Below are 23,160 nucleotides of genomic sequence, written 5' to 3'. Positions count from 1 at the left end.
CGAGGCAATCAGTCCGTGGGAAGCAGTTGCCGTGCGGCCTGCCAGGCAAGGCGGATGGCGCCGTGGCGGGCGGGGTAGTCGCGTGCGGCGGCGATGGCGGCCAGGCCGGGCCAGTCGGGCAGACCGCCCTCGCCCGCGAGCCAGGCGGTGATGGCATCGTCGGCGCGGGCGATGTCGCGGGCGTCGCGGCCGCTCGCGGCCTCGGCGAAGATCGCCGCGGCGGCCTGGCCGATCGCGCAGGCCTGCGAGCGCAGCGCGATCCTGGCGATCCGCCCCTCGGCGTCGAGCGCGAGCGCCAGCGCGATCGTGCTGCCGCAGCTCTTCGAGCGGGCATCGGCCTTGAGCGGCAGGGCATCGTCCCAGGGATAGGCGGCCAGACCCGTCGCCAGGCCCAGGACCTCGGGTGTGTAGAGCGCGGCGGTCGCCATCAGCCCTTCTCGGCGTCTTCCTTGGCCGCCTCTTCCTTGGCGGCGGCTTCGGATGCGGCATTGCGGCGCTCGGAGATCATCTTGACCAGCGCCTCGCTGCTCGCGTTGACGAAGCGATAGGAGCGCGCCTGAGTGATCCAGTCGGGCCGGCCGCCGACGCCCCAGACGGTGTCGTAGCCGAGCACGAGCACCGAGAAGGCGAGGACGACGATGATCAGGCCCTTGAGTCCGCCGAAGCCGAAACCGAGCACGCGGTCGATCGGCCCGAGCAGCGAATTGCGGCTCTTGGCGCCGAGCCAGTTGGCCACGAGCTTGACCACGGCATAGGGCACCAGCAGCAGCAGCGCGAAGGCCAGCACGGTCGCACCCGAGCCGGTGCCGATCGTCGGCGTCAGCGCGTGGCTCAGCGGCGTGTGCAGGAAGTGGATCGCGAAGAGCGCGAAGATCCAGGCGAAGAGTGCGAGCATTTCCTGCACGAAGCCGCGCAAGAAACCGGTCACCGCCCCTACGCCGACAAGCAACAAAACAGCGATATCGAAGCCCGTCATGCGCGCCGGTACCTAAGCGTCGGACAGAATCCGGTCAACGACATTCGGGAGCAGCGCAATTTCGGCATAGCGCGTGTCGACCTCAGGCTGGGCGCCGCCGGGCGGACCGAAGGCGCGATGGAAACCGAGCTTGGCCGCCTCGCGCTGACGAATGCCTGAATGGGCGACGGGACGCACCTCGCCGGCGAGCGAGACTTCGCCGAACCAGACGGCATGGCTCGGCAGAGCCCGGTCGCCCAGCGCCGAGATCAGCGCGGCGGCCACGGCAAGGTCGGCGCCGGGATCGGACAGGCGATAGCCGCCCGCGACATTGAGATAGACCTCGGCCGAGGAGAAGTTCAGCCCGCAGCGCGCCTCGAGCACGGCGAGCAGCATGGCGAGGCGGCCCGAATCCCAGCCGACCACGGCGCGCCGCGGCGTCGCGCCGCTCTGCAGCCGCACGATCAGCGCCTGGATCTCGACCAGCACCGGCCGCGTCCCTTCCATCGCCGGAAACACCGCCGAGCCGGGCACCGGGTTCTCGCGGCCCGAGAGGAACAGCATCGACGGGTTGCCCACTTCCTCGAGCCCCTGCCCCTGCATGGCGAAGACGCCGATCTCGTCGACGGGGCCGAAGCGGTTCTTGAGGCTGCGCAGGATGCGGTACTGGTGGCTGCGCTCGCCCTCGAAGCTCATAACCACGTCGACCATGTGCTCGAGCACGCGCGGGCCGGCGATGTTGCCGTCCTTGGTGACGTGGCCGACCAGGACCAGCGCGGTGCCGCTCTCCTTTGCGAAGCGGATCAGCTCGAAGGCGCAGCCGCGCACCTGGCTGACCGTGCCGGGCGCGCCCTCGATCTGGTCCGAATGCATCGTCTGGATCGAATCGATCACCAGCAGGGTCGGCGGTTCCATGCCGCCCAAGGTGGTCAGGATGTCGCGCACCGAAGTGGCCGAAGCGAGTTGCACCGGCGCCTTGGCCAGCCCCATGCGCTCGGCCCGCATGCGTACCTGGCCTGCCGCCTCCTCGCCGCTGATGTAGACCACCGATCCGCCGCTGAGCGCGATCTTGCCCGCGGCCTGCATCAGCAGGGTGGACTTGCCGATGCCGGGATCGCCGCCCATCAGGATCGCCGAGCCCGGGACCAGGCCCCCACCCAGCGCGCGGTCGAGCTCGGCCAGGCCGGTGGTGCGGCGCTGCAGCTTCTCGTTCGGCGCGTCGAGCGGCTCGAAGCGGATCGCGCGGCCGCCCGAGGACAGGTCGTGCTTGGCCGAGAAGACCGTTGCGGGCGCGTCTTCGACGAGCGTGTTCCATTCGGCGCAGTCGGGGCATTGGCCCTGCCAGCGCTGGGAGACGGAGCCGCAAGCCTGGCAGACGTAACGACGTTTCGGTTTGGCCATGCGCGCGGCTTATCGGGAACGTATGGGGAACGCAAGGGGCGGACTTGGCAGTCCCCCTCGCCCGTGCCATCTCTCGTGCAAGAACGGGGAGGCCCATGCGCCAGAAGGAACTCCGCATCGCGCTCGTCTGCTATGGCGGCGTCAGCCTTGCGGTCTACATGCACGGCGTCACCAAGGAGCTGTGGAAAGTCGCGCGCGCCAGCCAGGCCTTCTGCGACGGCACGGGCCGGCTCTCTGGTGTCGAACACGTCTATCGGCGTTTGCTGCAGCACATGGAGGCGCAGCATGGCCTTCGCCTGCGCGTGATGAACGACGTCATCGCCGGGGCCAGTGCCGGTGGGCTCAACGGCGTGTTCCTTGCCCAGGCGATCCATTCGGGCCAGTCGCTCGAGCCGCTGACCCATCTCTGGCTCGAACGTGCGGACGTCGACGTGCTGCTCGATCCCGATGCGCGGCCCGGTTGGCGCTTCGCCAAGATGTGGGCGCTGCCGCTGGTCGGCTGGATGCTGCGGCGGCCGGGTAACGTCGTGTCCGAAAGCGTCGCCCCCGAGACGCGCGCCGAAGTGCGCGGCAAGCTGTCGCGCCTGATCCGCTCGCGCTGGTTCGAGCCGCCGTTCGGCGGGCTCGGTTTCGCGCGGCTGATCGCCGAGGCGCTCGAAGCGATGCAAGACAACGAGACCGGACCGCCGTTGCTCCCCGTCGGGCATCCGCTCGACCTCTTCGTCACCGCGACCGACTTCAAGGGGCACATGGAAGTGCTGCGGCTCAACAGTCCGCCGCTGGTGCAGGAGAGCGAGCATCGCCTGTCAATCGGCTTCCGCGCCGCGACTCCCGCACACCCCGGCGGCCAACTCGCGCCTGTGCCTGAACTGGTCTTCGCCGCGCGCGCGACGGCGAGCTTCCCCGGCGCCTTCCCCGCCCTGCAATTGTCCGAGATCGACAGCCTCGCCCGCGAGCGCGAGATCGGCTGGCCGACACGCGAGGCCTTCGTCGAGCGGATCATGCCCGAACATGCGCGCCGCGGCGTTGCCGATGGCGTGTCGCTGATCGACGGTTCGGTGCTGGTCAACGCACCTTTCGCCGATGCCATGGGCGTGCTGCGCGATCGTCCGGCGCAGCGCGAGGTCGATCGGCGCTTCGTCTACATCGATCCGCGGCCCGATCGCATCGGCGGGCTCGATCGCGGCGATCCCAAGCCGCCGGGCTGGTTCTCGGTGATCTTCGGCTCGCTTTCCTCGATCCCGCGCGAACAGCCGGTGCGCGACAACCTCGAGGAGATCGCACGGCAATCGAGCGAGCGCGCGCACCTGCGCTCGATCGTTTCGGCGCTGCGGCCCGAGGTCGAGGCGACGGTCGACAAGCTGTTCGGCCGCACCCTGTTCCTCGATCGGCCGACGGTGAAACGGTTGTCGAATTGGCGTGGCAAGGCGCAGCAGGCGGCCGCCGAGCAGGCGGGCTTCGCCTATCACGGCTATGCCCAGGTCAAGTTCGCTGGCGTGGTCGACATGCTGGCAGAGATCATCTGCGAGGCGGCGCGCGGGCTCTCGCTGCCCTCGCGCGAGCCGATTGCCAACCACCTGACCAGTTATCTCGCGGCGCACGGGCTCGATCGCATCTCTGATCTCAAGGGCGGCGCGACCAAGGAGGCGATCGCCTTCTTCAGTGATCACGACCTGCCGTTTCGCATCCGCCGACTGCGGCTGCTTGCGCGCCGGCTGACGCAGGACTGGGACGGAGAAGGCGGCGAAGTGGGCGAAGACGCGCGCGAGAAGGCGCGCGAGGCGGTCTACAACGCGCTGTCGCTCTATTTCGATCGCGAGAGTTCGAACTGTCTCGGTCCCGACTTCCCCAAGCTGGCCGAACGCGTGTTCCAGGATCCGGGGGCCGTGCTCGCGGGGATCGCCGAGAGCCGCCGCCTGGCCGAGACCGACCAACTCGTCGATGCGATGCTGGCCACGGCCATGGCCGACATGCCCGCGCCGCTGCGCCGCCGCATGTTGCTCGCCTATCTCGGCTATCCGTTCTACGACACGGTCACCCTGCCCCTGTTGCGCGGCGAAGGCCTGACCGAGTTCGATCCGGTCAAGGTCGATCGCATATCGCCCGACGACGCGCGTTCGATCCGTGCGGGTGGGACCCAGGCGACTCTGCGCGGGGTCGAGTTCTACAACTTCGGTGCCTTCTTCAGCCGTGCCTATCGCGAGAACGACTATCTGTGGGGGCGGCTCCACGGGGCCGAGCGGATGATCGACTTGATGGTCTCGTCACTGCCCGACAATGCGACCCTCTCGGCCGAGGAAATGCAGGCCTTCAAGCGCGAAGCCTTCCTCGCAATTCTCGACGAGGAGGAAGGCCGGCTCTGCGCCGATCCTGGGTTGGTGCGCGGGATACGCGCGGAAGTGATGGGAGGTTCGTGATGCCGGAATTCGTCGCGCGGTCGTCGCCCTGGCGGATGGTCTTGCTCGTGCTCGGTTCCGCGGTCTTCGTGGTGCTTGGCCTATGGATGATCGGTGCGTTTGGCGCGCAGCCTGAAACCGCGCGCTATCCGGCGTCGGTTGCTTCGGCGATCGGCTGGGCCTCTATCCTGTTTTTCGGGCTTTGCGGTTTGGTCGGGCTCAGGCGGCTGTTCGATACCGGTGAGGAGATGCGCATCGGCCCGACGGGCATCCGCTGGGTACGCTGGTCCGATCAGACGATCCCCTGGTCGCAGATAGAGCGCGTGAGCGAGTGGAGCTTTCGCGGCCAGCGCTCGATCATTCTGCATCTGCGCGAACCGGCGATGTTCCCCGGCAAGGGTATTTCCGGAATGCTGGCCAAGGCCAATCGCGGACTAACGGGTGGAGACGTGGCGCTGACGACTTCGGCGACCGATCGCAGCCATGACGAGGCCATGGCTGCGATCGCGCATTTCGCATCGAAATAACCCTGAGCAGATGCTCTTTCGGGGTTAGTCGGTCAGGTCGTTCCAGGCTTCCTTGATCCGGTCGAAAAAGCCCTTCGAACCTGGGCACTCGTCGCCGGTCTCGGTGGCCTGCAGTTCGCGCAGCAGTTCCTTCTGACGCGCCGAAAGCTTGGTCGGCGTTTCGACCGAGATCTCGACCACGAGGTCGCCGCGACCGCGGCCCTGGAGGACGGGCATGCCGACGCCGCGCTTGCGCAGCTGCTTGCCCGACTGGATGCCCGCGGGAATGGCGATCTGATGGCGCTCGCCGTCGAGCCCGGGAATCTCGATCTCGCCACCGAGCGCGGCGGTGGTGAAGGTGATCGGCACGCGCGTGATCAGGTTCGTGCCTTCGCGCTCGAACACCTTGTGACGCTTGACGTGCAGGAAGATGTAGAGGTCGCCCGGAGGTGCGCCGAACGGCCCCGCCTCGCCCTTGCCGGCGACGCGGATGCGCGTCCCCGAATCTACGCCCGGCGGCACGTTGACTTCGAGCGTCTGCGGCTTGTCGACGCGGCCCTCGCCACCGCACGAACGGCAGGGCTTCTCGATCACCTCGCCGCGGCCGTGGCAGGTCGGGCAGGTGCGCTCGACCATGAAGAAGCCTTGCTGCGAGCGGACCTTGCCATGGCCGCCGCACAGCGTGCAGCGACGCGTGCCGGTGCCCGGCTCGGCGCCCTGGCCGTCGCAGGGTTCGCAAACCTGCGAGACCTCGATTTCGATCTGCGCGGACTTGCCGTGGAACGCCTCGTCGAGGCTGATTTCCATGTCGTAACGCAGATCGGCACCGCGGCGCGCCTGCTGGCGTCCGCCGCCACCGAAGGCGCTGCCGAAAATAGACTCGAAGATGTCGCCGAAATCGCCGCCGAAGCCCTGACCGGCGCCAGCTCCGCCGCCACCGTTCTGGAAGGCCTCGTGGCCATAGCGATCATAGGCTGCGCGCTTTTGCGGATCCTTCAGGCAGTCATAGGCCTGGCTGATCGCCTTGAAGCGCGCTTCGGAATCGGCACAGCCGGGGTTCTTGTCCGGGTGCCACTTCATCGCAAGCTTGCGATAGGACGACTTGATAGTCGCGTCGTCCGCGGTCCGCTCGACTTCGAGCAGCTCGTAAAAATCAATCTCGGCTGACGCCATTACCCGACCCCGATCAAATTCCCGCCGCTTCCGCCGAAGCGAAAGCGACGGAAATTCGCTAGTTCGTTACCATCAAGCCTTGTTGTCGTCGACTTCCGAGAACTCGGCGTCCACCACATCGTCGTCACCCGCGGGGGCGTCGGCACCCGGAGAAGCGCCAGCAGCCTGGTCCTTCTCGTAGATCGCCTGACCCATCTTCATGGCCACTTCGGTCAGAGCCTGAGCCTTGGCGGTCATCTCGGCGGCATCGTTGCCTTCGAGCGCAGTCTTGGTCGCGGCGATCGCGGCTTCGACTTCGCCCTTGAGACCGGCGTCGATCTTGTCGCCGTGTTCAGCGATCTGCTGTTCGGTCGCGTGGACAAGGCTGTCGGCGTTGTTGCGCGCCTCGGCCGCCTCGCGCCGCTTCTTGTCCTCTTCGGCGAACTTCTCGGCGTCACGAACCATCTGGTCGATGTCGCTGTCCGAAAGGCCGCCCGAGGCCTGGATGCGGATCTGCTGCTCCTTGCCGGTGCCCTTGTCCTTGGCGCTGACGTTGACGATGCCGTTGGCGTCGATGTCGAAGGTGACCTCGATCTGCGGCACGCCGCGACGCGCCGGCGGGATGCCGACGAGGTCGAACTGGCCCAGGATCTTGTTGTCCTGCGCCATCTCGCGCTCGCCCTGGAACACGCGGATCGTCACCGCCTGCTGGTTGTCCTCGGCGGTCGAGTAGACCTGGCTCTTCTTGGTCGGGATCGTCGTGTTGCGGTCGATCATCTTGGTCATGATGCCGCCCAGCGTCTCGATGCCCAGCGACAGCGGGGTCACGTCGAGCAGCAGAACGTCCTTGACGTCGCCCTGGAGCACGCCCGCCTGGATCGCCGCGCCCATGGCGACGACTTCGTCGGGGTTCACGCCGGTGTGGGGTTCCTTGCCGAAGAACTCCTTCACGACTTCGCGGACCTTGGGCATGCGCGTCATGCCGCCGACGAGGACGACCTCGTCGATGTCACCGGTCTTCAGGCCGGCGTCGGCCAGCGCCTTGCGCATCGGCTCCTTGGTGCGCTCGATCAGGTCGGCGACCATCTTCTCGAGGTCCGAACGCGTGATCGTTTCGACCAGGTGCAGCGGCGTGGTGGCGCCGCCTTCCATGCGTGCGGTGATGAAGGGCAGATTGATCTCGGTCGAAGCCGTGCTCGACAGCTCGATCTTGGCCTTTTCCGCGGCTTCCTTCAGGCGCTGCAGGGCAAGCTTGTCGGTGCGGAGATCCATGTTCTCCTTGGCCTTGAACTTGTCCGCCAGCCATTCGACCAGCTTCGAGTCGAAGTCCTCGCCGCCCAGGAAGGTGTCGCCGTTCGTCGACTTCACCTCGAACACGCCGTCGCCGATCTCGAGGATCGAGACGTCGAAGGTGCCGCCGCCAAGGTCATAGACCGCGATGGTCTTGCCGTCGTTCTTCTCGAGGCCATAGGCCAGAGCGGCCGCGGTCGGCTCGTTGATGATGCGCAGCACTTCGAGGCCCGCGATCTGGCCGGCGTCCTTGGTCGCCTGGCGCTGCGCGTCGTTGAAGTAGGCCGGCACGGTGATGACCGCCTGGGTGACCGTCTCGCCGAGATACGATTCGGCGGTTTCCTTCATCTTCTGCAGGATGAAGGCCGAGATCTGCGACGGCGAATAGTCTTCGCCGCCGGCGTTGACCCAAGCGTCGCCGTTCTTGCCCTTGACGATCGTATAGGGGACGAGCTCAGTGTCCTTCTTGGTCACCGGATCGTCGAAGCGGCGGCCGATCAGGCGCTTCACCGCGAAAATCGTGTTGTCGCCGTTGGTCACGGCCTGGCGCTTGGCCGGCTGACCGATCAGGCGTTCGCCGTCCTTGGTGAAGGCGACGATCGAAGGCGTGGTGCGCGCGCCTTCCGCGTTTTCAATGACCTTGGGCTTGCCGCCGTCCATCACGGACACGCAGCTGTTGGTGGTGCCAAGGTCGATACCGATTACTTTAGCCATTCTTACCCCATTCCTCGCATCGTGTGTGACACCGCGCGGTGCGCATCCCCGAAGGCGAAGCGGCTCGGCGGCTCTCGACAAAGGTTCCACGCCGGGACGCGGGAACCGCCATCGTTGCTGCGCGATATAGGAGCGGTTTTTATTGGCACAAGAGCGTTGCGGCATTAGCGAGGCGGCGGCCCCGTTCTGTCTCGCCCGAAAGGATTCCGCCGATGAAATCGCCGCTTTTTCTCGCCCCGTTGGCGCTGCTCGCGTTGAGCGCATGCGGTGAGGCGAACAAGCCCGCGGCGCAGCCGAGCGACGCGGCGGCGATGCCCGATGCCAAGCCGGGCATCACGGTTGCGGATGGCATGCTGTCGCTGCCGGTGGTGAAAGGGCGCCCGGGTGCGGCCTATTTTGCGGTGACCAACGGCAGCGCCGCCGCGGTCACGCTCGCGGCCGTGACCATCGACGGTGCCGCCAAGGCCGAGATGCACGAGACCAAGGGTGGCACGATGGCGCCACTCGGCATGATCGAACTCAAGCCGGGCGAATCGGTAAGGTTCGAGCGCGGTGGCAAGCATGTGATGGTGTTCGACCTCGCCGAGACGGTGAAGGCCGGCGGCACCGCCGAGATGACCCTGACCTTCGCCGGCGGCGACAAGGTTTCGGTACCGCTCAAGGTCGAGAGCATGTCGGGTGCGATGGATATGGAAGGCCACGGCAACTGAGCGCAGCCGCCTGCCCTGTCGGCGGCGAGCGTAGCCTGACCGCGGGTGAACGCGCGCTGGTGCGTTCGATCTTCGGCACGGCGGTCGATTGCGATCCGGTGCGAATCCGGCGCCGGCGCTGGCATCCGCTGCAACCGCGCACCGTGACGATGGCGCCTTGCGGCCACATCCATTTCCCGCCGGCTTCGCCGTTCTACTGTGACGACTTCGCCCAGGCCGGGCTCGATCGGCAGGGCCTGTTCATCCACGAGATGACGCACGTCTGGCAATCGCAGCGGCACGGCAGGCTCTACCTACCGCTCGCGCGCCATCCGTTGTGCCGCTACGATTACAGCCTCAAACCGGGCTGGCCGCTGACGCGCTACGGCATCGAGCAACAGGCGGAGATCGTCCGCCATGCCTTCCTGCTGCGCCGCGGCGTGAAAATGGCCGGGGTTTCGGACCCGGCCATCTACGATGCTCTTGTGGATTTCCCCGGCGCGGGCTGATGCCGTCACATCGCGCCCGCACCGGAGCGCATCAGCAACGGCGATCCCAGTAGCGGTCGCCATTGCGGTCACGGCGATAGCAGCCGCGGTCGTTCTTCGAGGCGGTAGAGCCGGCCACCGCACCAGCGGCAGCACCGATTGCAGCGCCCGCGCCGACGTCACCCGCCAGCGCACCGACACCAGCGCCGAGCGCGCCGCCCGCGAGGGCGCCTTCACCGGCATAGTTCGAAGCACAGCCACCGAGCGCAAGCGCGCCGGCGGCCATGACGGGAAGGATGAGGGAACGCATGATAAGTCTCCGATTGCCTAACGCTGTACGAGGCAAACGGCTGATTTATCCGCGAGTTCCGTAACGTTTTGTACTTAGCCGCTGGCGACGGGCGGCCCAGCCGACGTTTCGCCGGCCGGGCCCTGCCCCGCGTGGCTCAATCAGGCTTCTTCGCCACGGCGACCATCGCCGGGCGCAGGAGGCGGTCCTTGATCATGTAGCCGGCCTGCAGTTCCTGCACGACGGTGCCGGGTTCGGCGTCGGCGGAGGGCACTTCGAGCATGGCCTGGTGCTGGTTGGGATCGAGCGGCAGGCCCTTGGCGGCGATGCGGCTGATGCCGTGCAGGCCGAAGACCTTGTCGATCTCGCGCGCAGTGGCCTCGATGCCCGCGACGAGGCCCTTGAGCTTGTCGTCCTCGCGCAGGTCGGCCGGAACCGACTCGAGCGCGCGCGACAGGTTGTCGGCGACCGACAGGATGTCGCGCGCGAAGCCGGTCGCGGCATAGGCGCGGGTGTCGGCGATGTCCTTCTCGAGCCGGCGGCGCACGTTCTGCGTCTCGGCGCGCGCATAGAGCACTTCCTGCTTCTGCGCTTCGAGCTGGTCCTGCAAATCCTTGAGTTCGCCGCCGAGCGAGGCGCCGCCAAGCAGTTCCTCGGGCACGCCCTTCAATTCCTCGGCCACCGCCGCATCGTCCTGCTGCGTCTTGTCTTCGTTCATTATACTGTAGTTCCGCTATCCGATAAGCTTGCCCAGGCTCTGGGCGGTGAAGTCCACCATGGGGACCACGCGCGCATAATTCAACCGCGTGGGTCCGATAACCCCCACCACGCCGATGACCCGTCCATCGCGGTCGCGATAGGGCGATGCGATCACCGAGGACCCCGAAAGCGCGAAGAGCCGGTTCTCCGAACCGATGAAGATTCGCGTCGAATCGGCCTCGCGCGCAAGGTCGAGCATCTCGGCGACCGACTGCTTGTTCTCGAGATCGTCGAGCAGCAGGCGTACCCTTTCGAGGTCGCTGAGCATGGCCTCGTCGAGCAGGTTGGCTTGGCCGCGGACGATCAGCACCGGGCGACGTGCAGCATCCTCGCTCCATACCGCGAGCCCACGTTCGACGAGGTCGCGGCTCGCGGCGTCGAGTGCCGAGCGGCCCGACGCGATCTCCGCGCGCATCGCCTGCGCGGCCTGGGCCAGCGTCCGTCCGCCGAGCCGCGCGGTGACGTAGTTCGACACCTGCTCGAGCGCGCCGGGCGGTACGGGTGCCGGCAGCGGCACGACGCGGTTTTCGATTCCACCATCCTCGCCCACGAGCACGGCCAGCGCACGATCGGCGCCGAGCGGAACGAGGCTGAACTGCGCGAGTTGCGGTTCACGCCGCGGCACCATGACGACGCCGGCGCAGGCCGACAGGTCGGACAGCACCGCGCTGGTCGCGGCGAGCGCGTGCTCGATCGGGCCAGGCTCTTTCATCCGCCGCTCGATCGCCGCGCGTTCGTCGGCGGTGGGCTCGGCCGCCTGCATCATGCCGTCGACGAAGAGGCGCAGTCCAACCTCGGTGGGCATGCGCCCCGCGCTGGTATGCGGCGCGGCGAGCAGGCCGAGTTGTTCGAGATCGGCCAGGACCGAGCGTATCGATGCCGGCGAGAGATTGAGCCCGCCGGCTCCGGCCAGGGTCTTCGATCCCACGGGCATTCCCGAGGACAGATAGCCTTCGACCGCCAGGCGAAAGATCTCGCGGGCGCGGTCGGTCAGTTCGGAGATCGGGAGCGTGGGCATGGTCTCAACGCGGTCCTGCAGGATCCACCATGTAGGGCGTCGCCTCGATCTTCGCCAAATTCTCGACGTTGTCGTTCGCCAAGGTGAGCAATTCCTGCGCGGCGTCGCCCGCTTCCGAGCGGCAGCCCGCGTCGAAAGCATAGGTCTGCCTGGCTCCTGGGAAATCCCAGGTGATCGAGCCGTAAGGCAGGTCGAAGATTTCCTTCTTGCAAGCAATACCCTCGCGGGTGGCCAGGCGCGCATCCTCGACGTTCCGTGTGAAGGTGCGCAGGGCGTCGCCCTCCAGCCGCAGCCGGTACTTGCTGATTGCGCCGGCATCCTTCTGTTGGCGGGCGCCGCGCCAGATCTCGCCGCTACCGTCGGGATTGACCTGCCAGCGCACTAGCAGACGGCCCCAGCTGCGCACCTCGTAGCTGACCGGCCCGGCCAGCACGGCGGCACTTGCCGGCGCGGCGGGATTCGTCGGTGCCGCCGCGCTGGCCGCGCAGGCGGACAGCGGCAGGATCATCAGCAACGACAGCAGGCGTGCATGCAACGGTCTTCTCCACGGATTGCCACTGTCATGGCTAGGGGATAGGGCGCCGCCAACTCAAGTGAAAGGATTCCCATGCGACCCTCCGGCCGCGCGCCTGACGAAATGCGCGCCCTGTCTTTCGAGACCAACTTCACGATTCACGCCGAGGGTTCGGTGCTGGTCTCGTTCGGCAACACCCGTGTGCTCGTCACCGCCTCGGTCGAAGAGAAGGTGCCGCCCTTCATGCGCGGCAAGGGCGAAGGATGGGTCACGGCCGAATATTCGATGCTGCCTCGCGCCACCCACACCCGCGGCAGCCGCGAGGCGGCCAAGGGTAAGCAGTCGGGTCGCACGCAGGAAATCCAGCGCCTGATCGGCCGCGCGCTGCGCTCGGTGGTCGACTTCAAGAAGCTCGGCGAGCGCCAGGTCGTGCTCGACTGCGACGTGATCCAGGCTGACGGCGGCACGCGCACCGCGGCGATCTCGGGCGCCTGGGTGGCGCTGCGCATCGCGATCGACAAGCTGATGGCCGCCGGCCTCGTCAAGGAAGACCCGCTGACCCGCAAGGTCGCCGCGGTCTCCTGCGGTATCTGCGAGGGCGTGCCCGTGCTCGACCTCGACTACGTCGAGGACAGCTCGGCCGATGCCGACGCCAACTTCGTGCTGATCGAGGGCGGCCACATCGCAGAGGTCCAGGCAACGGCGGAAGGCGCGACCTACGACGAGGAAAGCCTGCTGCGCCTGCTGCGCCTCGCGCGCATCGGCTGCGACCGCATCATGGCGGCTCAGGCGGAGGCCGTCGCCAAGTGACCCGTCGGCTCGGCTCCGAGACGCTCGTCATCGCCACGCACAATGCGGGGAAGCTCAAGGAGATCTCCGCGCTGCTCGCCCCGCATGGCGTGCAGTGCGTATCGGCGGGCGCGCTCGGGCTGGCCGAGCCGGTCGAGGACGGCACGACCTTTGTCGAAAACGCACTGATCAAGGCGCGCGCTGCGGCGCAGGCTTCGGGGCTGCCCGCCCTCGCTGACGATAGCGGCATGAGCGTGGCGGCTCTGGGCGGACGGCCCGGCGTCTACACCGCCGACTGGGCCGAGCGGCAGAGCTTCGAAGGCGAGCCCGGCCGCGACTGGTACATGGCGATGGGCAAGGTCGAAGGTCTGCTTTGCGAACAGGGCTCTGAGGTCGACCGCTCGTGCTGGTTTTCCTGCGTGCTCGCGATCGCCTGGCCCGATGGCGAGACCGCGGTCTACCAGGGCCGCGTCGACGGCACCTATTCGTGGCCGCCGCGCGGGACCATGGGCTTCGGCTACGATCCGGTCTTCGTGCCCCAGGGCGACACGCGCAGCTTCGCCGAGCTCGATCCCGAGGAAAAGCACAAGATCAGCCACCGGGCGGATGCTTTCGCCAAGCTGGTGGCGGCGCAGTTCGGCGGCTGAGAGACAGGTAGTTACCTGCAACCGCACTCCTTAACGTCATCCCCGCGAAAGCGGGGATCCATCTCCTACCGTAGCAGCAAACACGGCCGCAGTGCGGAACGCAACCTCTGGTGGTGGATCCCCGCTTTCGCGGGGATGACGGGGTGTGGGGGAAGAGAGGCTACCCGGACCTCACCCCACGCTCTGCCCATAGACATTCCCCGCCGGCCAGTAGCGGCAGACCATGACCTCATCCCGCCCGCCGCGGACGACGGCGCAGCCGACTTCCTGCGTTTCGGGCCAGATGATCTGGGTATAGTGGCCGACGTCGGCCCAGTTGCCCGTGCGCGAGACGTTAGGGAAGCGGCCGGGGCGGAAGGCGCGGCGTTCGGAGAGGAACGAGCCGACCATCTGCTCGGGGCTGTAGCCGTTGGCCGTGCCCATCCACAGGTTCTCGCCATCGTCGCCGTTCGAATGCTCGAAGGCGCCGCGGCGCGCGAGCGAAGAGGCCCATTGCTGCGCCTGGGCCGAGAGGCGCGCGTTCCAGCGCAGCGGTCGCAGGCCCATGCGCGCGCGCTCGCCATTGTGGGTGTTCAGTACGCGCGCGGCGAAATCGGTCGCCGGAGCGGCGGAGTAGCGCGAGGCGTAGCCCGCATAGCGCGGCGCGTAATCTGCGGCTTCGCCAGCGGAGACGGTTGATGGTACGAGAGTGGCGGTCAGCGCGGCACCGGCGGCGGCGAGGACCAGGGCATTGAGCAGGCGTTTCATGCCGCTGATTTTGGCGAAGCGGGGTAAAGCCCGGTTCAAGTTCGAGGTTTAACGAGTTTTAACCCCATGGCGCGCGCGCTCTACATCCACTGGCCCTTCTGCTTGGCGAAGTGTCCTTATTGCGATTTCAACAGCCATGTCCGCGACCGGGTCGACGTGGCCCTGTGGGAGCGCGGGCTGCTCGCCGACATGGCGCGCGAGGCCGAGATCGCTAGTGGTGAAAGGCTCGCTTCGATCTTCTTCGGCGGCGGCACGCCATCGCTGATGCCGCCTGCGCTGGTCGAGCGGCTGCTCGCCGAGGCCGAGCGGCTCTGGGGCTTTGCCGAGGGGATAGAGATCACGCTGGAGGGCAATCCCTCTTCGGTCGAAGCGGCGAACTATGCGACTCTCGCGCAGGTCGGGATCAATCGCGTATCGCTCGGGCTGCAGGCGCTCGACGACGAGACCCTGCGGTTTCTCGGCCGGTTGCACGATGCCAGGGAAGGTCTCGCCGCGCTCGACGTTGCGCAGAAGCATTTCGATCGCGTCAGCTTCGATCTGATCTATGCGCGGCCCGGACAGTCGCCCGACATGTGGCAGGCCGAGCTGGCGCGTGCACTGTCGTTCGGCACCGGCCATCTCTCGCTCTACCAGCTGACGATCGAGCCGGGCACGCGCTTCGCGACCCTGGTGCGCGAGGGCAAGTTCGATCCGCTCGACGACGATGCCGCGGCAGACCTGTTCGAATTGACCCGCGCCATGACCGAAGCGGCCGGCCTGCCCGCTTACGAGATCAGCAACCACGCCCGCCCCGGCGAGGAGAGCCGGCACAATCTCACCTATTGGCGCTACGAGGACTATTGCGGGATCGGCCCCGGCGCCCATGGGCGGCGTGCGAATCGCGCGACGGTGCGCCACAAGAAGCCCGAGAACTGGCTCGCCGCGATCGAGCGTCAGAGCGACGGGATCGCCGAGGCGCGCGAACTCGGCGTGCACGAGCAGGCGAGCGAAGCCATGCTGATGGGGCTGCGGCTGGCCGAGGGCGTCGATCTCGCGGCCAAGGCTCGGCGGTTCGAGCTGCGCGAGGATCAGCTCTGCGATCCCGCCAAGCTCGACTTCTACACCGGCCAGGGTCTCGCCTGGCGCGAGGGGACGCGCGTGGGCGTGACGCCGCAGGGCATGCCGCTACTCGATGCACTGCTCGGTGAACTGGTCCCTGCGGACCTGGTCGAGGCATGAATCTGACCCATGCCGACATCCTAGAGGCCTGGGGTACACACCTCGCACAGGGCCGCCGGCGTTCGCCGCATACGGTGCGCGCCTATGTCGCGACGGCGGCACGGCTGCTCGACGAACACCCGGTGACCGATTGGCCCACGCTCGCGCGGTTCGATACCGCGGTGCTGCGCGAACAGCTGGCTTCGCGGCGCGCCGACGGCCTATCCAACGTCTCGGCCGCGCGCGAGCTTTCGGCGCTCAAGGGCTTCCTCGCTTTTGCGCGCAGCCAGGCCGGCGAGATCGATGCCAGTCTGCCGCGCATGCGCGGGCCGCGGATCAAGAAGGGTCTGCCACGTCCCATCACCCCCGACGAGGCGGTAAACCTCGCGGTCGCGGTCGACGAGGATGCCGCCGAGCCCTGGATCGGCGCGCGTGATCGCGCCGTGCTGCTGCTGCTCTATGGTGCGGGCCTGCGTATCGCCGAAGCGCTGTCGCTCAAGGGCAGCGCGCTGCCGCTGGGCGAGGTGCTCCAGGTCACCGGCAAGGGCGGCAAGCAGCGGGTCGTGCCGATCCTGCCGATCGTGCGCGACGGCGTCGCCGACTATGTCGCCAAGTCACCCTGGGGCGCGCCGCGCGACGAGCCGCTGTTCCGCGGCGCCAAGGGCGGGCCGCTATCGCAGGGCATGGTGCAGAAGGCCGTGGCCCGCGCGCGCGTCTCGCTCGGTCTGCCGCCGACCGCGACACCGCACGCCTTGCGCCATTCCTTCGCGACGCATCTGCTCGGCGCCGGTGCCGACCTGCGCTCGCTGCAGGAACTGCTGGGGCATGCCAGCCTGGGTTCGACGCAGATCTACACCAAGGTCGATGCGGCCGTGCTACTCGACGTCTACCGCAACGCGCACCCGCGCGAGCAGGCCTAGCGTCGAACGGCGTTGAACGTCCCGCTGCGCCCGGCAGCGCGCATGGTTCCGGTGATGCGATTGCCCGCAACGCGGCCCGCGAAGCTCAAGGTCACGCTCATGATCGCGACCTTGGTCTTGAAGCTCCAGGCGACCTGATCGCCAGTCGCCGAAAGGCTGGCCAGCGGGTGCGTCTTCTTGCTGTCGGTATCGGTGCAGGTGCCGGCATTGCCGTTGAACTGACAGTCGAGCACGAAGGTCCGCCCGGCGATCGCGCCGTTTACCCGCCAGGCGCCGTTGGCTTCGGCCTGGGCCGAAGAGGCCGAGAGAGCCAGCGCCACCGCGCCGAGCCTGGTCCAGAGCCGCATAGACGATACCTCCCGTGGTTATGATCCACGATGTATCGCAGTGACGGGGAAAGTAAAGGCGGGCTAGCTGCGCGGCTTCCAGGTGACGACGCGCCAGGCATAGGCGACCAGAGCGACGATCACCGAACCGATGATCAGCGCGTTGAGCCAGACCTCTGCCTCCGCGAGATAGCGTGAGAGCCAGCGGCCGCCCTGGATCAGCCCGGCGTTCCACACCGCCGCACCGACGAAGGTGAAGGCCAGGAACTTGCCGTGCTTCATGTGCGCGAGGCCTGCGGGCAGCGAGATCATCGTGCGCAGGAACGGCGAGAAGCGCATGGCGAAGACGACCCACTGGCCGTGGCTGCGGAAGAACCGGCTAGCCCGTTCGATGTCTTCCCATTCGAGCGTCAGCCAGCGGCCCCAGCGATCAACCAGCGGCTGGAGCCGCCGGTAGCCGAACCTGTCGCCGACGAGGAACCAGACGTAGTTGCCCAGGGTCGAACCGACCGTGCCGATGAACAGCAGCGGCCAGAACTCCATCGATCCGCGCGCGACGGCGATGCCGCCGAGCCCCATGATCACCTCCGACGGAATCGGCGGGAACACGTTCTCGATGAACATCAGGAAGGCGATGCCCCAATAGCCGCCCTGCTCGATCAGCCGGAGAATCCATTCGGTCATGTAACGGTCAACGTCCGGCGGCGGGGTGGGTTCGCATCAGCCCTGCAGCATTGCGGCGTGGCGTGTCTCGATCGCGTCCCAGATCATGCCGGCGACGTCCGAGCCGTTGAACCGGTCGATCGCGACGATGCCCGTCGGCGAAGTGACGTTGATCTCGGTCAGGTACTTGCCGCCGATCACGTCGATGCCGACGAAGACCAGGCCCTTCTCCTTGAGTACGGGACCGAGCGCGGCGCAGATCTCTTCCTCGCGTGCGGTCAGGGTCGTCGCCTCGGCATAGCCGCCGACCGCGAGGTTCGAGCGGAACTCGCCCTGCCCCGGCTTGCGGTTGATCGCGCCGGCGACCACGCCGTCGACCAGGACGATGCGCTTGTCGCCTTCGGACACTTCGGGGAGAAACGGCTGGACCATGAACGGCTCGGGCCAGACCGTGCCGAACAGCTCGGTCAGCGCGCCGAGGTTGCTGCCGTCGGCGGGCACGCGGAACACGGCCTTGCCGCCATTGCCGTGGAGCGGCTTGACCACGAGATCGCCCGGATGCTTGGCGTGGAAGATCTTCACGTCCTCGATCCGCCGCGCGACGAGCGTGGGCGGCATGAATTCGGCGAAATCGAGCACCATGACCTTCTCGGGCGCATTGCGCACCGAAACCGGATCGTTGACCACCAGGGTGCGGCCCGCGAGCCGTTCGAGCAGGTGGGTGCCGGTGATGTAGCCGAGGTCGAACGGCGGATCCTGGCGCATCAGCACGACGTCGATGTCGTCGGCCAGGTCGATCAGCTGGTATTCGCCGCGCTGGAAGTGATCGCCGGCGACGCGTTGCACCGTCACCGGCGCAGCCCAGGCGGTCAGCCTGTTGCCGTCGGTGTCGTAGGCCAGGGTTCGCACGTCGTAGTGCCATAGCGGATAGCCGCGTTCCTGCGCCGCCAGCATCAGGTGGAAGCTCGAGTCGCCGGCGATGTTGATCGTCTCCAGCGGGTCCATCTGGACCGCCACGCGCAGGGTCATCGAATATCCTTTTCTAACGGTTCGGAGGGGCTAGCCCATCCAGGCGTTGACGATGTGGCGCGGGAAGCGGCCTGGCGCAAGGAGCAGCACGTCGATCCGCATGTCGTCGCCACCGCGAACGTAGCGCGGGGCGATCGCCTCGGCCGCGGCGGCGACGCGGCGCAGGCGGTAGTGATCTATCGCGCGGTCGAGTTCGACGGCGGTGCTGCGCCATTTGACTTCGACGAAGGCGACCACGCAGCCGCGTCGCGCCACCAAGTCCACTTCGCCGCGCGGCGTCTTCACGCGGCGCGCGAGGATCCGCCAGCCCTTGAGGCGGAGATACCAGGCCGCGAGCACTTCGCTCCGCCGGCCCCGGCGCTCCGCCTCTGCTCGCTTCATTTGAGCTCCAGCGCGCGGGCGTAGAGTGCCTTGCGATCGAGCCCCGTGGCCTTGGCGACGTTGCCCGCGGCCTTCGAAGCCTTCTCGGTCGCGAGCTCGGCGCGCAGCAGGGCGTCGACGTCGATCTCTTCGGGCGAGACCGGCACGGGCGGGCCGACCAGCAGCACGATCTCGCCCTTGGGCGGATGCGCGGCATAGTGCGCGATCAGCTCGGCAGGGTTGCCACTGCGGCATTCCTCGAACTTCTTGGTCAGCTCGCGCGCGACCGCGACTTCGCGGCCCGGCAGCACCGCGTCGATCGCCTGCAGCGAATCCTCGAGCCGCGGCGCGGTGTCGTAGAAAGCCAGGGTGGCGGGCACCGCCGCCAACTCGGTCAGCACGTCGCGGCGTGCCTTGTCCTTGTTCGGCAGGAAGCCGGCGAAGAGGAAGCGGTCGCTGGGCAGGCCCGACAGGGTCAGCGCGACGATCACCGCGCTCGGCCCCGGCAGACTGGTCACGGCGATGCCACGCTCGCGCGCGGTCCGCACCAGGCGATAGCCGGGATCGGAGATCAGCGGCGTGCCGGCATCACTGACCAGCGCGACGGGTTCTTCGGCCAGCAGCGCCAGCAGCCGCTCGCGATCGGCCTCGCTGGCGTGATCGTCGTAGCGGATCATCTTCTTCTTGATACCGAGGTGATTCAGCAGCTTGCCGGTCACCCGCGTATCCTCACAGGCTATCGCAGCTACGCCTCGGAGTATCTCCGTGCCCCGGAGCGTTACGTCGCCGAGATTGCCAATCGGCGTCGCGACAATATAGAGACCGGGCAACAGCGGATGTTCCATCGGGCCCTCATGGAGCATGCGAGCGGGGAGCGGCAAGCAATGTTGAGTAGCGCAACGAACCGGCGCCGGTTCATCACCCTGGCGGCGCCTGCGCTTGGAGCCGTGCTGCTAGCGGGCTGTAAGGTCATACCGAAAGGCCCCGTCGATACGCCGCCGCCGCCCGAGCAGGGACCCAGCTCTAGCCTGCCGACCGATTCGGCGCGTCATCGCGTCGCGCTGCTCGTGCCGCTCGCCGGGCCGAACGGTGCCGTCGGCCAGTCGATCGCCAATGCCGCGACGATGGCGCTACTCGATACCAATGCGCAGAACCTGCGCATCACCACCTACGACACCTCGGCCGGGGTGGCGAGCGTGACCGCCCAGGCCGTCGCCGACGGCAACAAGCTGATTCTCGGTCCGCTGCTGTCGGACGACATTCCCGCCGTCGCCGCCACCGCGCGCGCCGCGCGCATTCCCGTGATCTCGTTCTCCAACGACGAGGGCGCGGCGGGCCGCGACGTCTTCATCATGGGCAGCGTGCCCAGCGCTTCGATCGCGCGCACCGTCGAATTCGCGAAAGGCCGCGGGGTCAACCGCTTCGCCGCGCTCGTGCCCAGCGGCGAATACGGCGAGCGTGCCTCGGCCGCGCTGTTCGCTTCGGTTCGCGCCGCCGGCGGTGCCGTCGCCGCGACCGAGAGCTACGATCGCTCGAACACTTCGGTGGTCAGCGCCGCGCGCCGGCTCAAGACCAAGGGGGGCTACGATGCCGTCCTGATCGCCGATGGCGGCCGCTTCGCCGTCCAGGCGGCGGGCCAGCTCAAGACTGCCAGCGCCGCGACGCCGCGCCTGCTCGGCACCGATCTGTGGAGCGGCGAGACCGTGGTCGCGACAACTCCGGCCCTGCGCGGGGCGTGGTTCGCGTCGGTATCCGACGGGCGCTTCCGCCAGTTCTCGGCCAGCTATAAGACGCGGTTCGGCGCCGCGCCTTATCGCATCGCCACGCTCGGCTACGACGCCGTGCTGCTGACCCTGCGCATCGCGCGCGACTGGCGGACGGGCAGCCCCTTCCCGATGACGCGCCTGACCGACAGCGGCGGCTTCATCGGCCTCGATGGCGCCTTCCGCTTCCGCCCCAGCGGCGTGGTCGAACGCGCGCTCGAAGTGCGCGAGGTCCAGGCTGCCGGTGTCGTGCCCGTGAGTCCCGCCCCGGCGCGCTTCGGGGAGTAAGCATTCCAGGTCCTCCCCCATCGGGGGAGGTGGCAGCCCGCAGGGCTGACGGAGGGGGAGCGCGGCCGGCCGCGAACCTCTCGCTTGCCCGCATCCCCTCCACCACCCGCTGCGCGGGCGGTCCCCCTCCCCCGGAAGGGGAGGATCGGGCGCCAAGACGCTGACGATAACCTATGCCTCCGTCTTGCGCCCGGAATCGCGCGTGTTCTATAGGCGTTCGCATGTCCGACGACCTGTTCGAAAAGCTGCCCGCCGCCGTCGGCGGTGAGACCTACGACGGCTCCGCGATCGAAGTGCTCGAGGGGCTCGAGCCCGTCCGCCGCCGCCCCGGCATGTACATCGGCGGTACCGACGAACGCGCGCTGCACCACCTCGCCGCCGAAGTGCTCGACAACGCGATGGACGAGGCCGTCGCCGGCCACGCCAACCGCATCGAATTCGTGCTCGAGGAAGCCGAGGGCGCGGCCGGACGGCTGACGATCATCGACAACGGCCGCGGCATCCCGGTCGACGAACATCCCAAGTTCCCGGGCAAGTCGGCGCTCGAGGTGATCCTCACCACCCTGCACTCGGGCGGCAAGTTCTCGGGCAAGGCCTATGCCACCTCGGGCGGCCTCCACGGCGTCGGCGTCTCGGTGGTCAACGCGCTGTCGGTCAACACGCGGATCGAGGTCGCGCGCAACAAGGAGCTGTTCGCGCAGGAATTTTCGCGCGGCCTGCCGACCGGCCCGCTGCAGAAGCTGGGCGGCACGCCCAACCGCCGCGGCACGTCGGTGGCCTTTACCCCCGATCCCGAGATTTTCGGCGAGGACGCGAAGTTCAAGCCGGCGCGGCTGTTCAAGCTCGTCCGCTCGAAGGCCTATCTGTTCGCCGGGGTCGAGATCCGCTGGAAATGCGCGCCCTCGCTCGCCAGCGACGACGTGCCGGCCGAAGCCGTGTTCCAGTTCCCCGGCGGCCTCGCCGATCACCTGACCGAGCAGGTCGGCGAGCGCGAATGCGTGACCGCCAAGTTCTTCTCGGGCAGCCAGGACTTTGCGCCGAACGACAAGGGCGAGGAACAAGGCCGCGTCGAATGGGCGATCGCCTGGCCGCTGTGGTCCGACGGCTCCTATTCCTGGTACTGCAACACGATCCCGACCCCCGACGGCGGCACCCACGAACAGGGCCTGCGCGCCGCTCTGACCAAGGGTATCCGCGCTTTCGGCGATCTGATCGGCCAGAAGAAGGCCAAGGACATTGCCCCCGAGGACGTCGTCACGGGCAGCGAGATCATGCTCTCGGTCTTCATCCGCGACCCGCAGTTCCAGAGCCAGACCAAGGACCGCCTGACCTCGCCCGAGGCCGCGCGCCTGGTCGAGAACGCGGTGCGCGATCACTTCGACCATTTCCTCTCGGACAATCTCGATCGCGGCAAGGCACTGCTCGGCCACGTCATGGAGCGCATGGACGAGCGCCTGCGCCGCAAGGCGGAGCGCGACGTCAAGCGCAAGACCGCGACCAATGCCAAGAAGCTGCGCCTGCCGGGCAAGCTGACCGACTGCTCGGGCGAGACCGACGCCGAGACCGAGCTGTTCATCGTCGAGGGTGACTCGGCCGGCGGCTCGGCCAAGCAGGCGCGCGACCGCAAGACCCAGGCGATCCTGCCGATCCGCGGCAAGATCCTCAACGTCGCCAGCGCCACGGCCGACAAGATCCGCGCCAACAGCGAGATCGCCGACCTGCTGCTCGCGCTCGGCTGCGGCAGTCGCAAGGACTGCAACCCCGACCTGCTGCGCTACGACCGCATCGTCATCATGACCGACGCCGACGTCGACGGAGCGCATATCGCCACCCTGCTGATGACCTTCTTCTTCCAGGAGATGCCCGAGGTCGTCCGCCGCGGGCACCTCTATCTCGCGCAACCGCCGCTCTATCGCCTGACCGCGGGCTCGACCTCGGCCTATGCCCGCGACGACGCGCACCGCGCCGAGCTCGAGGCGTCGAAGCTGTTCAAGGGCAAGAAGGTCGAAGTCTCGCGCTTCAAGGGCCTCGGCGAGATGAACCCGCAGCAGCTCCGCGAGACGACGATGAGCCCGGCGAGCCGCGGCCTGATCCGCATCACCCTGCCCCCCGAATACGAGGACCGCGCACAGGTGAAGGACCTCGTCGACCGCCTGATGGGCCGCAATCCCGAGCACCGCTTCCAGTTCATCCAGAACCGCGCGAGCGAGATCGATCCCGAGTTGATCGACGCCTGAGGCTCCGGCCGAGAGGGAGATTC

At 67.7% G+C, this 23,160-nt stretch carries 25 protein-coding genes; 10 read left to right on the top strand and 15 right to left on the bottom strand.

Translation table 11 applies throughout. The features are described 5' to 3' along the window. Window positions 1–8: 8 nt before the first annotated feature. The 3 genes from OLX23_RS04995 to radA are packed head-to-tail and all read right to left on the bottom strand — an operon-like array spanning window position 9 to window position 2,356. Window positions 9–428 (bottom strand): iron-sulfur cluster assembly scaffold protein, encoded by a 420-nt coding sequence (locus OLX23_RS04995; RefSeq protein WP_264443465.1) that lies wholly within the window; start codon window positions 426–428, stop codon window positions 9–11. Next, window positions 428–976, bottom strand: a complete 549-nt coding sequence (locus OLX23_RS04990) for a CvpA family protein (protein WP_264443463.1) — start codon at window positions 974–976, stop codon at window positions 428–430. Before OLX23_RS04990 ends, OLX23_RS04995 begins: the two co-directional genes overlap by 1 nt. 12 nt (window positions 977–988) lie before the next feature. Beyond that, on the bottom strand, window positions 989–2,356 hold the full coding sequence (gene radA, locus OLX23_RS04985; RefSeq protein ID WP_264443462.1) for a DNA repair protein RadA: 1,368 nt from the start codon (window positions 2,354–2,356) through the stop codon (window positions 989–991). A gap of 95 nt (window positions 2,357–2,451) precedes the next feature. On the opposite strand from radA, the gene OLX23_RS04980 reads away from it, so the two are divergent. After that, window positions 2,452–4,773, top strand: a complete 2,322-nt coding sequence (locus OLX23_RS04980; protein ID WP_264443461.1) for a patatin-like protein — start codon at window positions 2,452–2,454, stop codon at window positions 4,771–4,773. Beyond that, the gene (locus tag OLX23_RS04975) at window positions 4,773–5,279 is read left to right on the top strand and encodes an STM3941 family protein (protein ID WP_319641293.1); all 507 of its coding nucleotides are present in this window, start codon (window positions 4,773–4,775) and stop codon (window positions 5,277–5,279) included. Before OLX23_RS04980 ends, OLX23_RS04975 begins: the two co-directional genes overlap by 1 nt. Before the next feature lie 24 nt (window positions 5,280–5,303). On the opposite strand, the gene dnaJ is transcribed toward OLX23_RS04975, so the two are convergent. Next, entirely contained in the window at window positions 5,304–6,431 is a 1,128-nt protein-coding gene (gene dnaJ, locus OLX23_RS04970) for a molecular chaperone DnaJ (RefSeq protein ID WP_264443459.1), read from the bottom strand. Between the two features lie 72 nt (window positions 6,432–6,503). Continuing rightward, entirely contained in the window at window positions 6,504–8,414 is a 1,911-nt protein-coding gene (gene dnaK, locus OLX23_RS04965; protein ID WP_264443457.1) for a molecular chaperone DnaK, read from the bottom strand. A 212-nt stretch (window positions 8,415–8,626) separates the two neighbouring features. On the opposite strand from dnaK, the gene OLX23_RS04960 reads away from it, so the two are divergent. Continuing rightward, a complete protein-coding gene (locus OLX23_RS04960; RefSeq protein ID WP_264443455.1) occupies window positions 8,627–9,124 on the top strand; it encodes a copper chaperone PCu(A)C in 498 nt (165 codons plus the stop codon). Window positions 9,125–9,183: 59 nt separating this feature from the next. Then, window positions 9,184–9,612 carry a vgr related protein gene (locus OLX23_RS04955; protein ID WP_264443454.1) on the top strand — a complete coding sequence of 143 codons (429 nt, stop codon included), beginning with the start codon at window positions 9,184–9,186 and terminating at the stop codon, window positions 9,610–9,612. Between the two features lie 31 nt (window positions 9,613–9,643). On the opposite strand, the gene OLX23_RS04950 is transcribed toward OLX23_RS04955, so the two are convergent. The 4 genes from OLX23_RS04950 to OLX23_RS04935 form a co-directional block, all read right to left on the bottom strand. Beyond that, complete coding sequence (locus OLX23_RS04950; protein WP_264443453.1) at window positions 9,644–9,901, bottom strand: YgdI/YgdR family lipoprotein; 258 nt, start codon at window positions 9,899–9,901, stop codon at window positions 9,644–9,646. A gap of 136 nt (window positions 9,902–10,037) precedes the next feature. Further along, window positions 10,038–10,598 carry a nucleotide exchange factor GrpE gene (locus OLX23_RS04945; RefSeq protein WP_264443452.1) on the bottom strand — a complete coding sequence of 187 codons (561 nt, stop codon included), beginning with the start codon at window positions 10,596–10,598 and terminating at the stop codon, window positions 10,038–10,040. A gap of 15 nt (window positions 10,599–10,613) precedes the next feature. After that, window positions 10,614–11,657: a heat-inducible transcriptional repressor HrcA gene (gene hrcA, locus OLX23_RS04940; RefSeq protein ID WP_264443451.1), complete on the bottom strand. Its 1,044-nt coding sequence runs from the start codon at window positions 11,655–11,657 to the stop codon at window positions 10,614–10,616. Between the two features lie 4 nt (window positions 11,658–11,661). Continuing rightward, window positions 11,662–12,165, bottom strand: a complete 504-nt coding sequence (locus OLX23_RS04935; RefSeq protein ID WP_264443449.1) for a hypothetical protein — start codon at window positions 12,163–12,165, stop codon at window positions 11,662–11,664. Between the two features lie 99 nt (window positions 12,166–12,264). On the opposite strand from OLX23_RS04935, the gene rph reads away from it, so the two are divergent. Continuing rightward, window positions 12,265–12,981: a ribonuclease PH gene (rph, locus tag OLX23_RS04930; protein WP_264443447.1), complete on the top strand. Its 717-nt coding sequence runs from the start codon at window positions 12,265–12,267 to the stop codon at window positions 12,979–12,981. Next, the gene (gene rdgB, locus OLX23_RS04925) at window positions 12,978–13,607 is read left to right on the top strand and encodes an RdgB/HAM1 family non-canonical purine NTP pyrophosphatase (protein WP_264443446.1); all 630 of its coding nucleotides are present in this window, start codon (window positions 12,978–12,980) and stop codon (window positions 13,605–13,607) included. The genes rph and rdgB overlap by 4 nt, the downstream gene beginning before the upstream one ends. Window positions 13,608–13,778: 171 nt before the next feature. On the opposite strand, the gene OLX23_RS04920 is transcribed toward rdgB, so the two are convergent. After that, window positions 13,779–14,354: a CAP domain-containing protein gene (locus tag OLX23_RS04920; RefSeq protein WP_264443445.1), complete on the bottom strand. Its 576-nt coding sequence runs from the start codon at window positions 14,352–14,354 to the stop codon at window positions 13,779–13,781. 66 nt (window positions 14,355–14,420) lie between these two features. Here OLX23_RS04920 and hemW point away from each other — a divergent pair, with 66 nt between their 5' ends. Then, window positions 14,421–15,572 (top strand): radical SAM family heme chaperone HemW, encoded by a 1,152-nt coding sequence (hemW, locus tag OLX23_RS04915; protein WP_264443444.1) that lies wholly within the window; start codon window positions 14,421–14,423, stop codon window positions 15,570–15,572. Further along, window positions 15,569–16,471, top strand: coding sequence for a tyrosine recombinase XerC (locus OLX23_RS04910; protein ID WP_264443442.1), 903 nt, complete (start codon window positions 15,569–15,571; stop codon window positions 16,469–16,471). The genes hemW and OLX23_RS04910 overlap by 4 nt, the downstream gene beginning before the upstream one ends. On the opposite strand, the gene OLX23_RS04905 is transcribed toward OLX23_RS04910, so the two are convergent. From OLX23_RS04905 to rsmI, 5 genes are all read right to left on the bottom strand, one after another. After that, entirely contained in the window at window positions 16,468–16,818 is a 351-nt protein-coding gene (locus OLX23_RS04905; RefSeq protein WP_264443441.1) for a hypothetical protein, read from the bottom strand. The two genes, OLX23_RS04910 and OLX23_RS04905, sit on opposite strands and share 4 nt — an antisense overlap. A gap of 63 nt (window positions 16,819–16,881) precedes the next feature. Next, the gene (locus OLX23_RS04900) at window positions 16,882–17,481 is read right to left on the bottom strand and encodes a DedA family protein (protein ID WP_264443440.1); all 600 of its coding nucleotides are present in this window, start codon (window positions 17,479–17,481) and stop codon (window positions 16,882–16,884) included. A 36-nt stretch (window positions 17,482–17,517) separates the two neighbouring features. Continuing rightward, complete coding sequence (gene gshB / locus OLX23_RS04895) at window positions 17,518–18,489, bottom strand: glutathione synthase (RefSeq protein ID WP_264443439.1); 972 nt, start codon at window positions 18,487–18,489, stop codon at window positions 17,518–17,520. Between the two features lie 30 nt (window positions 18,490–18,519). Then, window positions 18,520–18,870, bottom strand: coding sequence for a YraN family protein (locus OLX23_RS04890; protein WP_264443438.1), 351 nt, complete (start codon window positions 18,868–18,870; stop codon window positions 18,520–18,522). After that, window positions 18,867–19,694, bottom strand: coding sequence for a 16S rRNA (cytidine(1402)-2'-O)-methyltransferase (gene rsmI, locus OLX23_RS04885; protein ID WP_264443437.1), 828 nt, complete (start codon window positions 19,692–19,694; stop codon window positions 18,867–18,869). Before rsmI ends, OLX23_RS04890 begins: the two co-directional genes overlap by 4 nt. A 39-nt stretch (window positions 19,695–19,733) precedes the next feature. Between rsmI and OLX23_RS04880 the strand changes: the two genes are divergently transcribed. Together OLX23_RS04880 and parE are read left to right on the top strand one after the other, a co-directional pair. Further along, window positions 19,734–20,900: a penicillin-binding protein activator gene (locus tag OLX23_RS04880; RefSeq protein WP_264443436.1), complete on the top strand. Its 1,167-nt coding sequence runs from the start codon at window positions 19,734–19,736 to the stop codon at window positions 20,898–20,900. A 221-nt stretch (window positions 20,901–21,121) separates the two neighbouring features. After that, the gene (parE, locus tag OLX23_RS04875) at window positions 21,122–23,137 is read left to right on the top strand and encodes a DNA topoisomerase IV subunit B (RefSeq protein ID WP_264443435.1); all 2,016 of its coding nucleotides are present in this window, start codon (window positions 21,122–21,124) and stop codon (window positions 23,135–23,137) included. Window positions 23,138–23,160: the final 23 nt, after the last annotated feature.

Source organism: Novosphingobium sp. JCM 18896, from assembly GCF_025938095.1.
Lineage (GTDB): Bacteria > Pseudomonadota > Alphaproteobacteria > Sphingomonadales > Sphingomonadaceae > Novosphingobium.
The sequence above is the reverse complement of the archived record's forward strand: the minus strand, read 5'-3'. Positions and strand labels throughout refer to the sequence as shown.

Excerpts from the sequence above, each read along its gene's own strand:
- dnaK (WP_264443457.1), bottom strand. The coding sequence starts at position 8,414 with ATGGCTAAAGTAATCGGTATCGACCTTGGCACCACCAACAGCTGCGTG.
- dnaJ (WP_264443459.1), bottom strand. The coding sequence starts at position 6,431 with ATGGCGTCAGCCGAGATTGATTTTTACGAGCTGCTCGAAGTCGAGCGG.
- OLX23_RS04975 (WP_319641293.1), top strand. The coding sequence starts at position 4,773 with ATGCCGGAATTCGTCGCGCGGTCGTCGCCCTGGCGGATGGTCTTGCTC.
- OLX23_RS04945 (WP_264443452.1), bottom strand. The coding sequence starts at position 10,598 with ATGAACGAAGACAAGACGCAGCAGGACGATGCGGCGGTGGCCGAGGAA.
- OLX23_RS04890 (WP_264443438.1), bottom strand. The coding sequence starts at position 18,870 with ATGAAGCGAGCAGAGGCGGAGCGCCGGGGCCGGCGGAGCGAAGTGCTC.
- OLX23_RS04950 (WP_264443453.1), bottom strand. The coding sequence starts at position 9,901 with ATGCGTTCCCTCATCCTTCCCGTCATGGCCGCCGGCGCGCTTGCGCTC.
- OLX23_RS04900 (WP_264443440.1), bottom strand. The coding sequence starts at position 17,481 with ATGACCGAATGGATTCTCCGGCTGATCGAGCAGGGCGGCTATTGGGGC.
- rph (WP_264443447.1), top strand. The coding sequence starts at position 12,265 with ATGCGACCCTCCGGCCGCGCGCCTGACGAAATGCGCGCCCTGTCTTTC.
- OLX23_RS04905 (WP_264443441.1), bottom strand. The coding sequence starts at position 16,818 with ATGCGGCTCTGGACCAGGCTCGGCGCGGTGGCGCTGGCTCTCTCGGCC.
- OLX23_RS04880 (WP_264443436.1), top strand. The coding sequence starts at position 19,734 with ATGTTGAGTAGCGCAACGAACCGGCGCCGGTTCATCACCCTGGCGGCG.
- OLX23_RS04935 (WP_264443449.1), bottom strand. The coding sequence starts at position 12,165 with ATGATCCTGCCGCTGTCCGCCTGCGCGGCCAGCGCGGCGGCACCGACG.
- OLX23_RS04990 (WP_264443463.1), bottom strand. The coding sequence starts at position 976 with ATGACGGGCTTCGATATCGCTGTTTTGTTGCTTGTCGGCGTAGGGGCG.
- OLX23_RS04920 (WP_264443445.1), bottom strand. The coding sequence starts at position 14,354 with ATGAAACGCCTGCTCAATGCCCTGGTCCTCGCCGCCGCCGGTGCCGCG.
- OLX23_RS04960 (WP_264443455.1), top strand. The coding sequence starts at position 8,627 with ATGAAATCGCCGCTTTTTCTCGCCCCGTTGGCGCTGCTCGCGTTGAGC.
- OLX23_RS04995 (WP_264443465.1), bottom strand. The coding sequence starts at position 428 with ATGGCGACCGCCGCGCTCTACACACCCGAGGTCCTGGGCCTGGCGACG.
- rsmI (WP_264443437.1), bottom strand. The coding sequence starts at position 19,694 with ATGGAACATCCGCTGTTGCCCGGTCTCTATATTGTCGCGACGCCGATT.
- parE (WP_264443435.1), top strand. The coding sequence starts at position 21,122 with ATGTCCGACGACCTGTTCGAAAAGCTGCCCGCCGCCGTCGGCGGTGAG.
- OLX23_RS04910 (WP_264443442.1), top strand. The coding sequence starts at position 15,569 with ATGAATCTGACCCATGCCGACATCCTAGAGGCCTGGGGTACACACCTC.
- gshB (WP_264443439.1), bottom strand. The coding sequence starts at position 18,489 with ATGACCCTGCGCGTGGCGGTCCAGATGGACCCGCTGGAGACGATCAAC.
- hemW (WP_264443444.1), top strand. The coding sequence starts at position 14,421 with ATGGCGCGCGCGCTCTACATCCACTGGCCCTTCTGCTTGGCGAAGTGT.
- radA (WP_264443462.1), bottom strand. The coding sequence starts at position 2,356 with ATGGCCAAACCGAAACGTCGTTACGTCTGCCAGGCTTGCGGCTCCGTC.
- OLX23_RS04980 (WP_264443461.1), top strand. The coding sequence starts at position 2,452 with ATGCGCCAGAAGGAACTCCGCATCGCGCTCGTCTGCTATGGCGGCGTC.
- hrcA (WP_264443451.1), bottom strand. The coding sequence starts at position 11,657 with ATGCCCACGCTCCCGATCTCCGAACTGACCGACCGCGCCCGCGAGATC.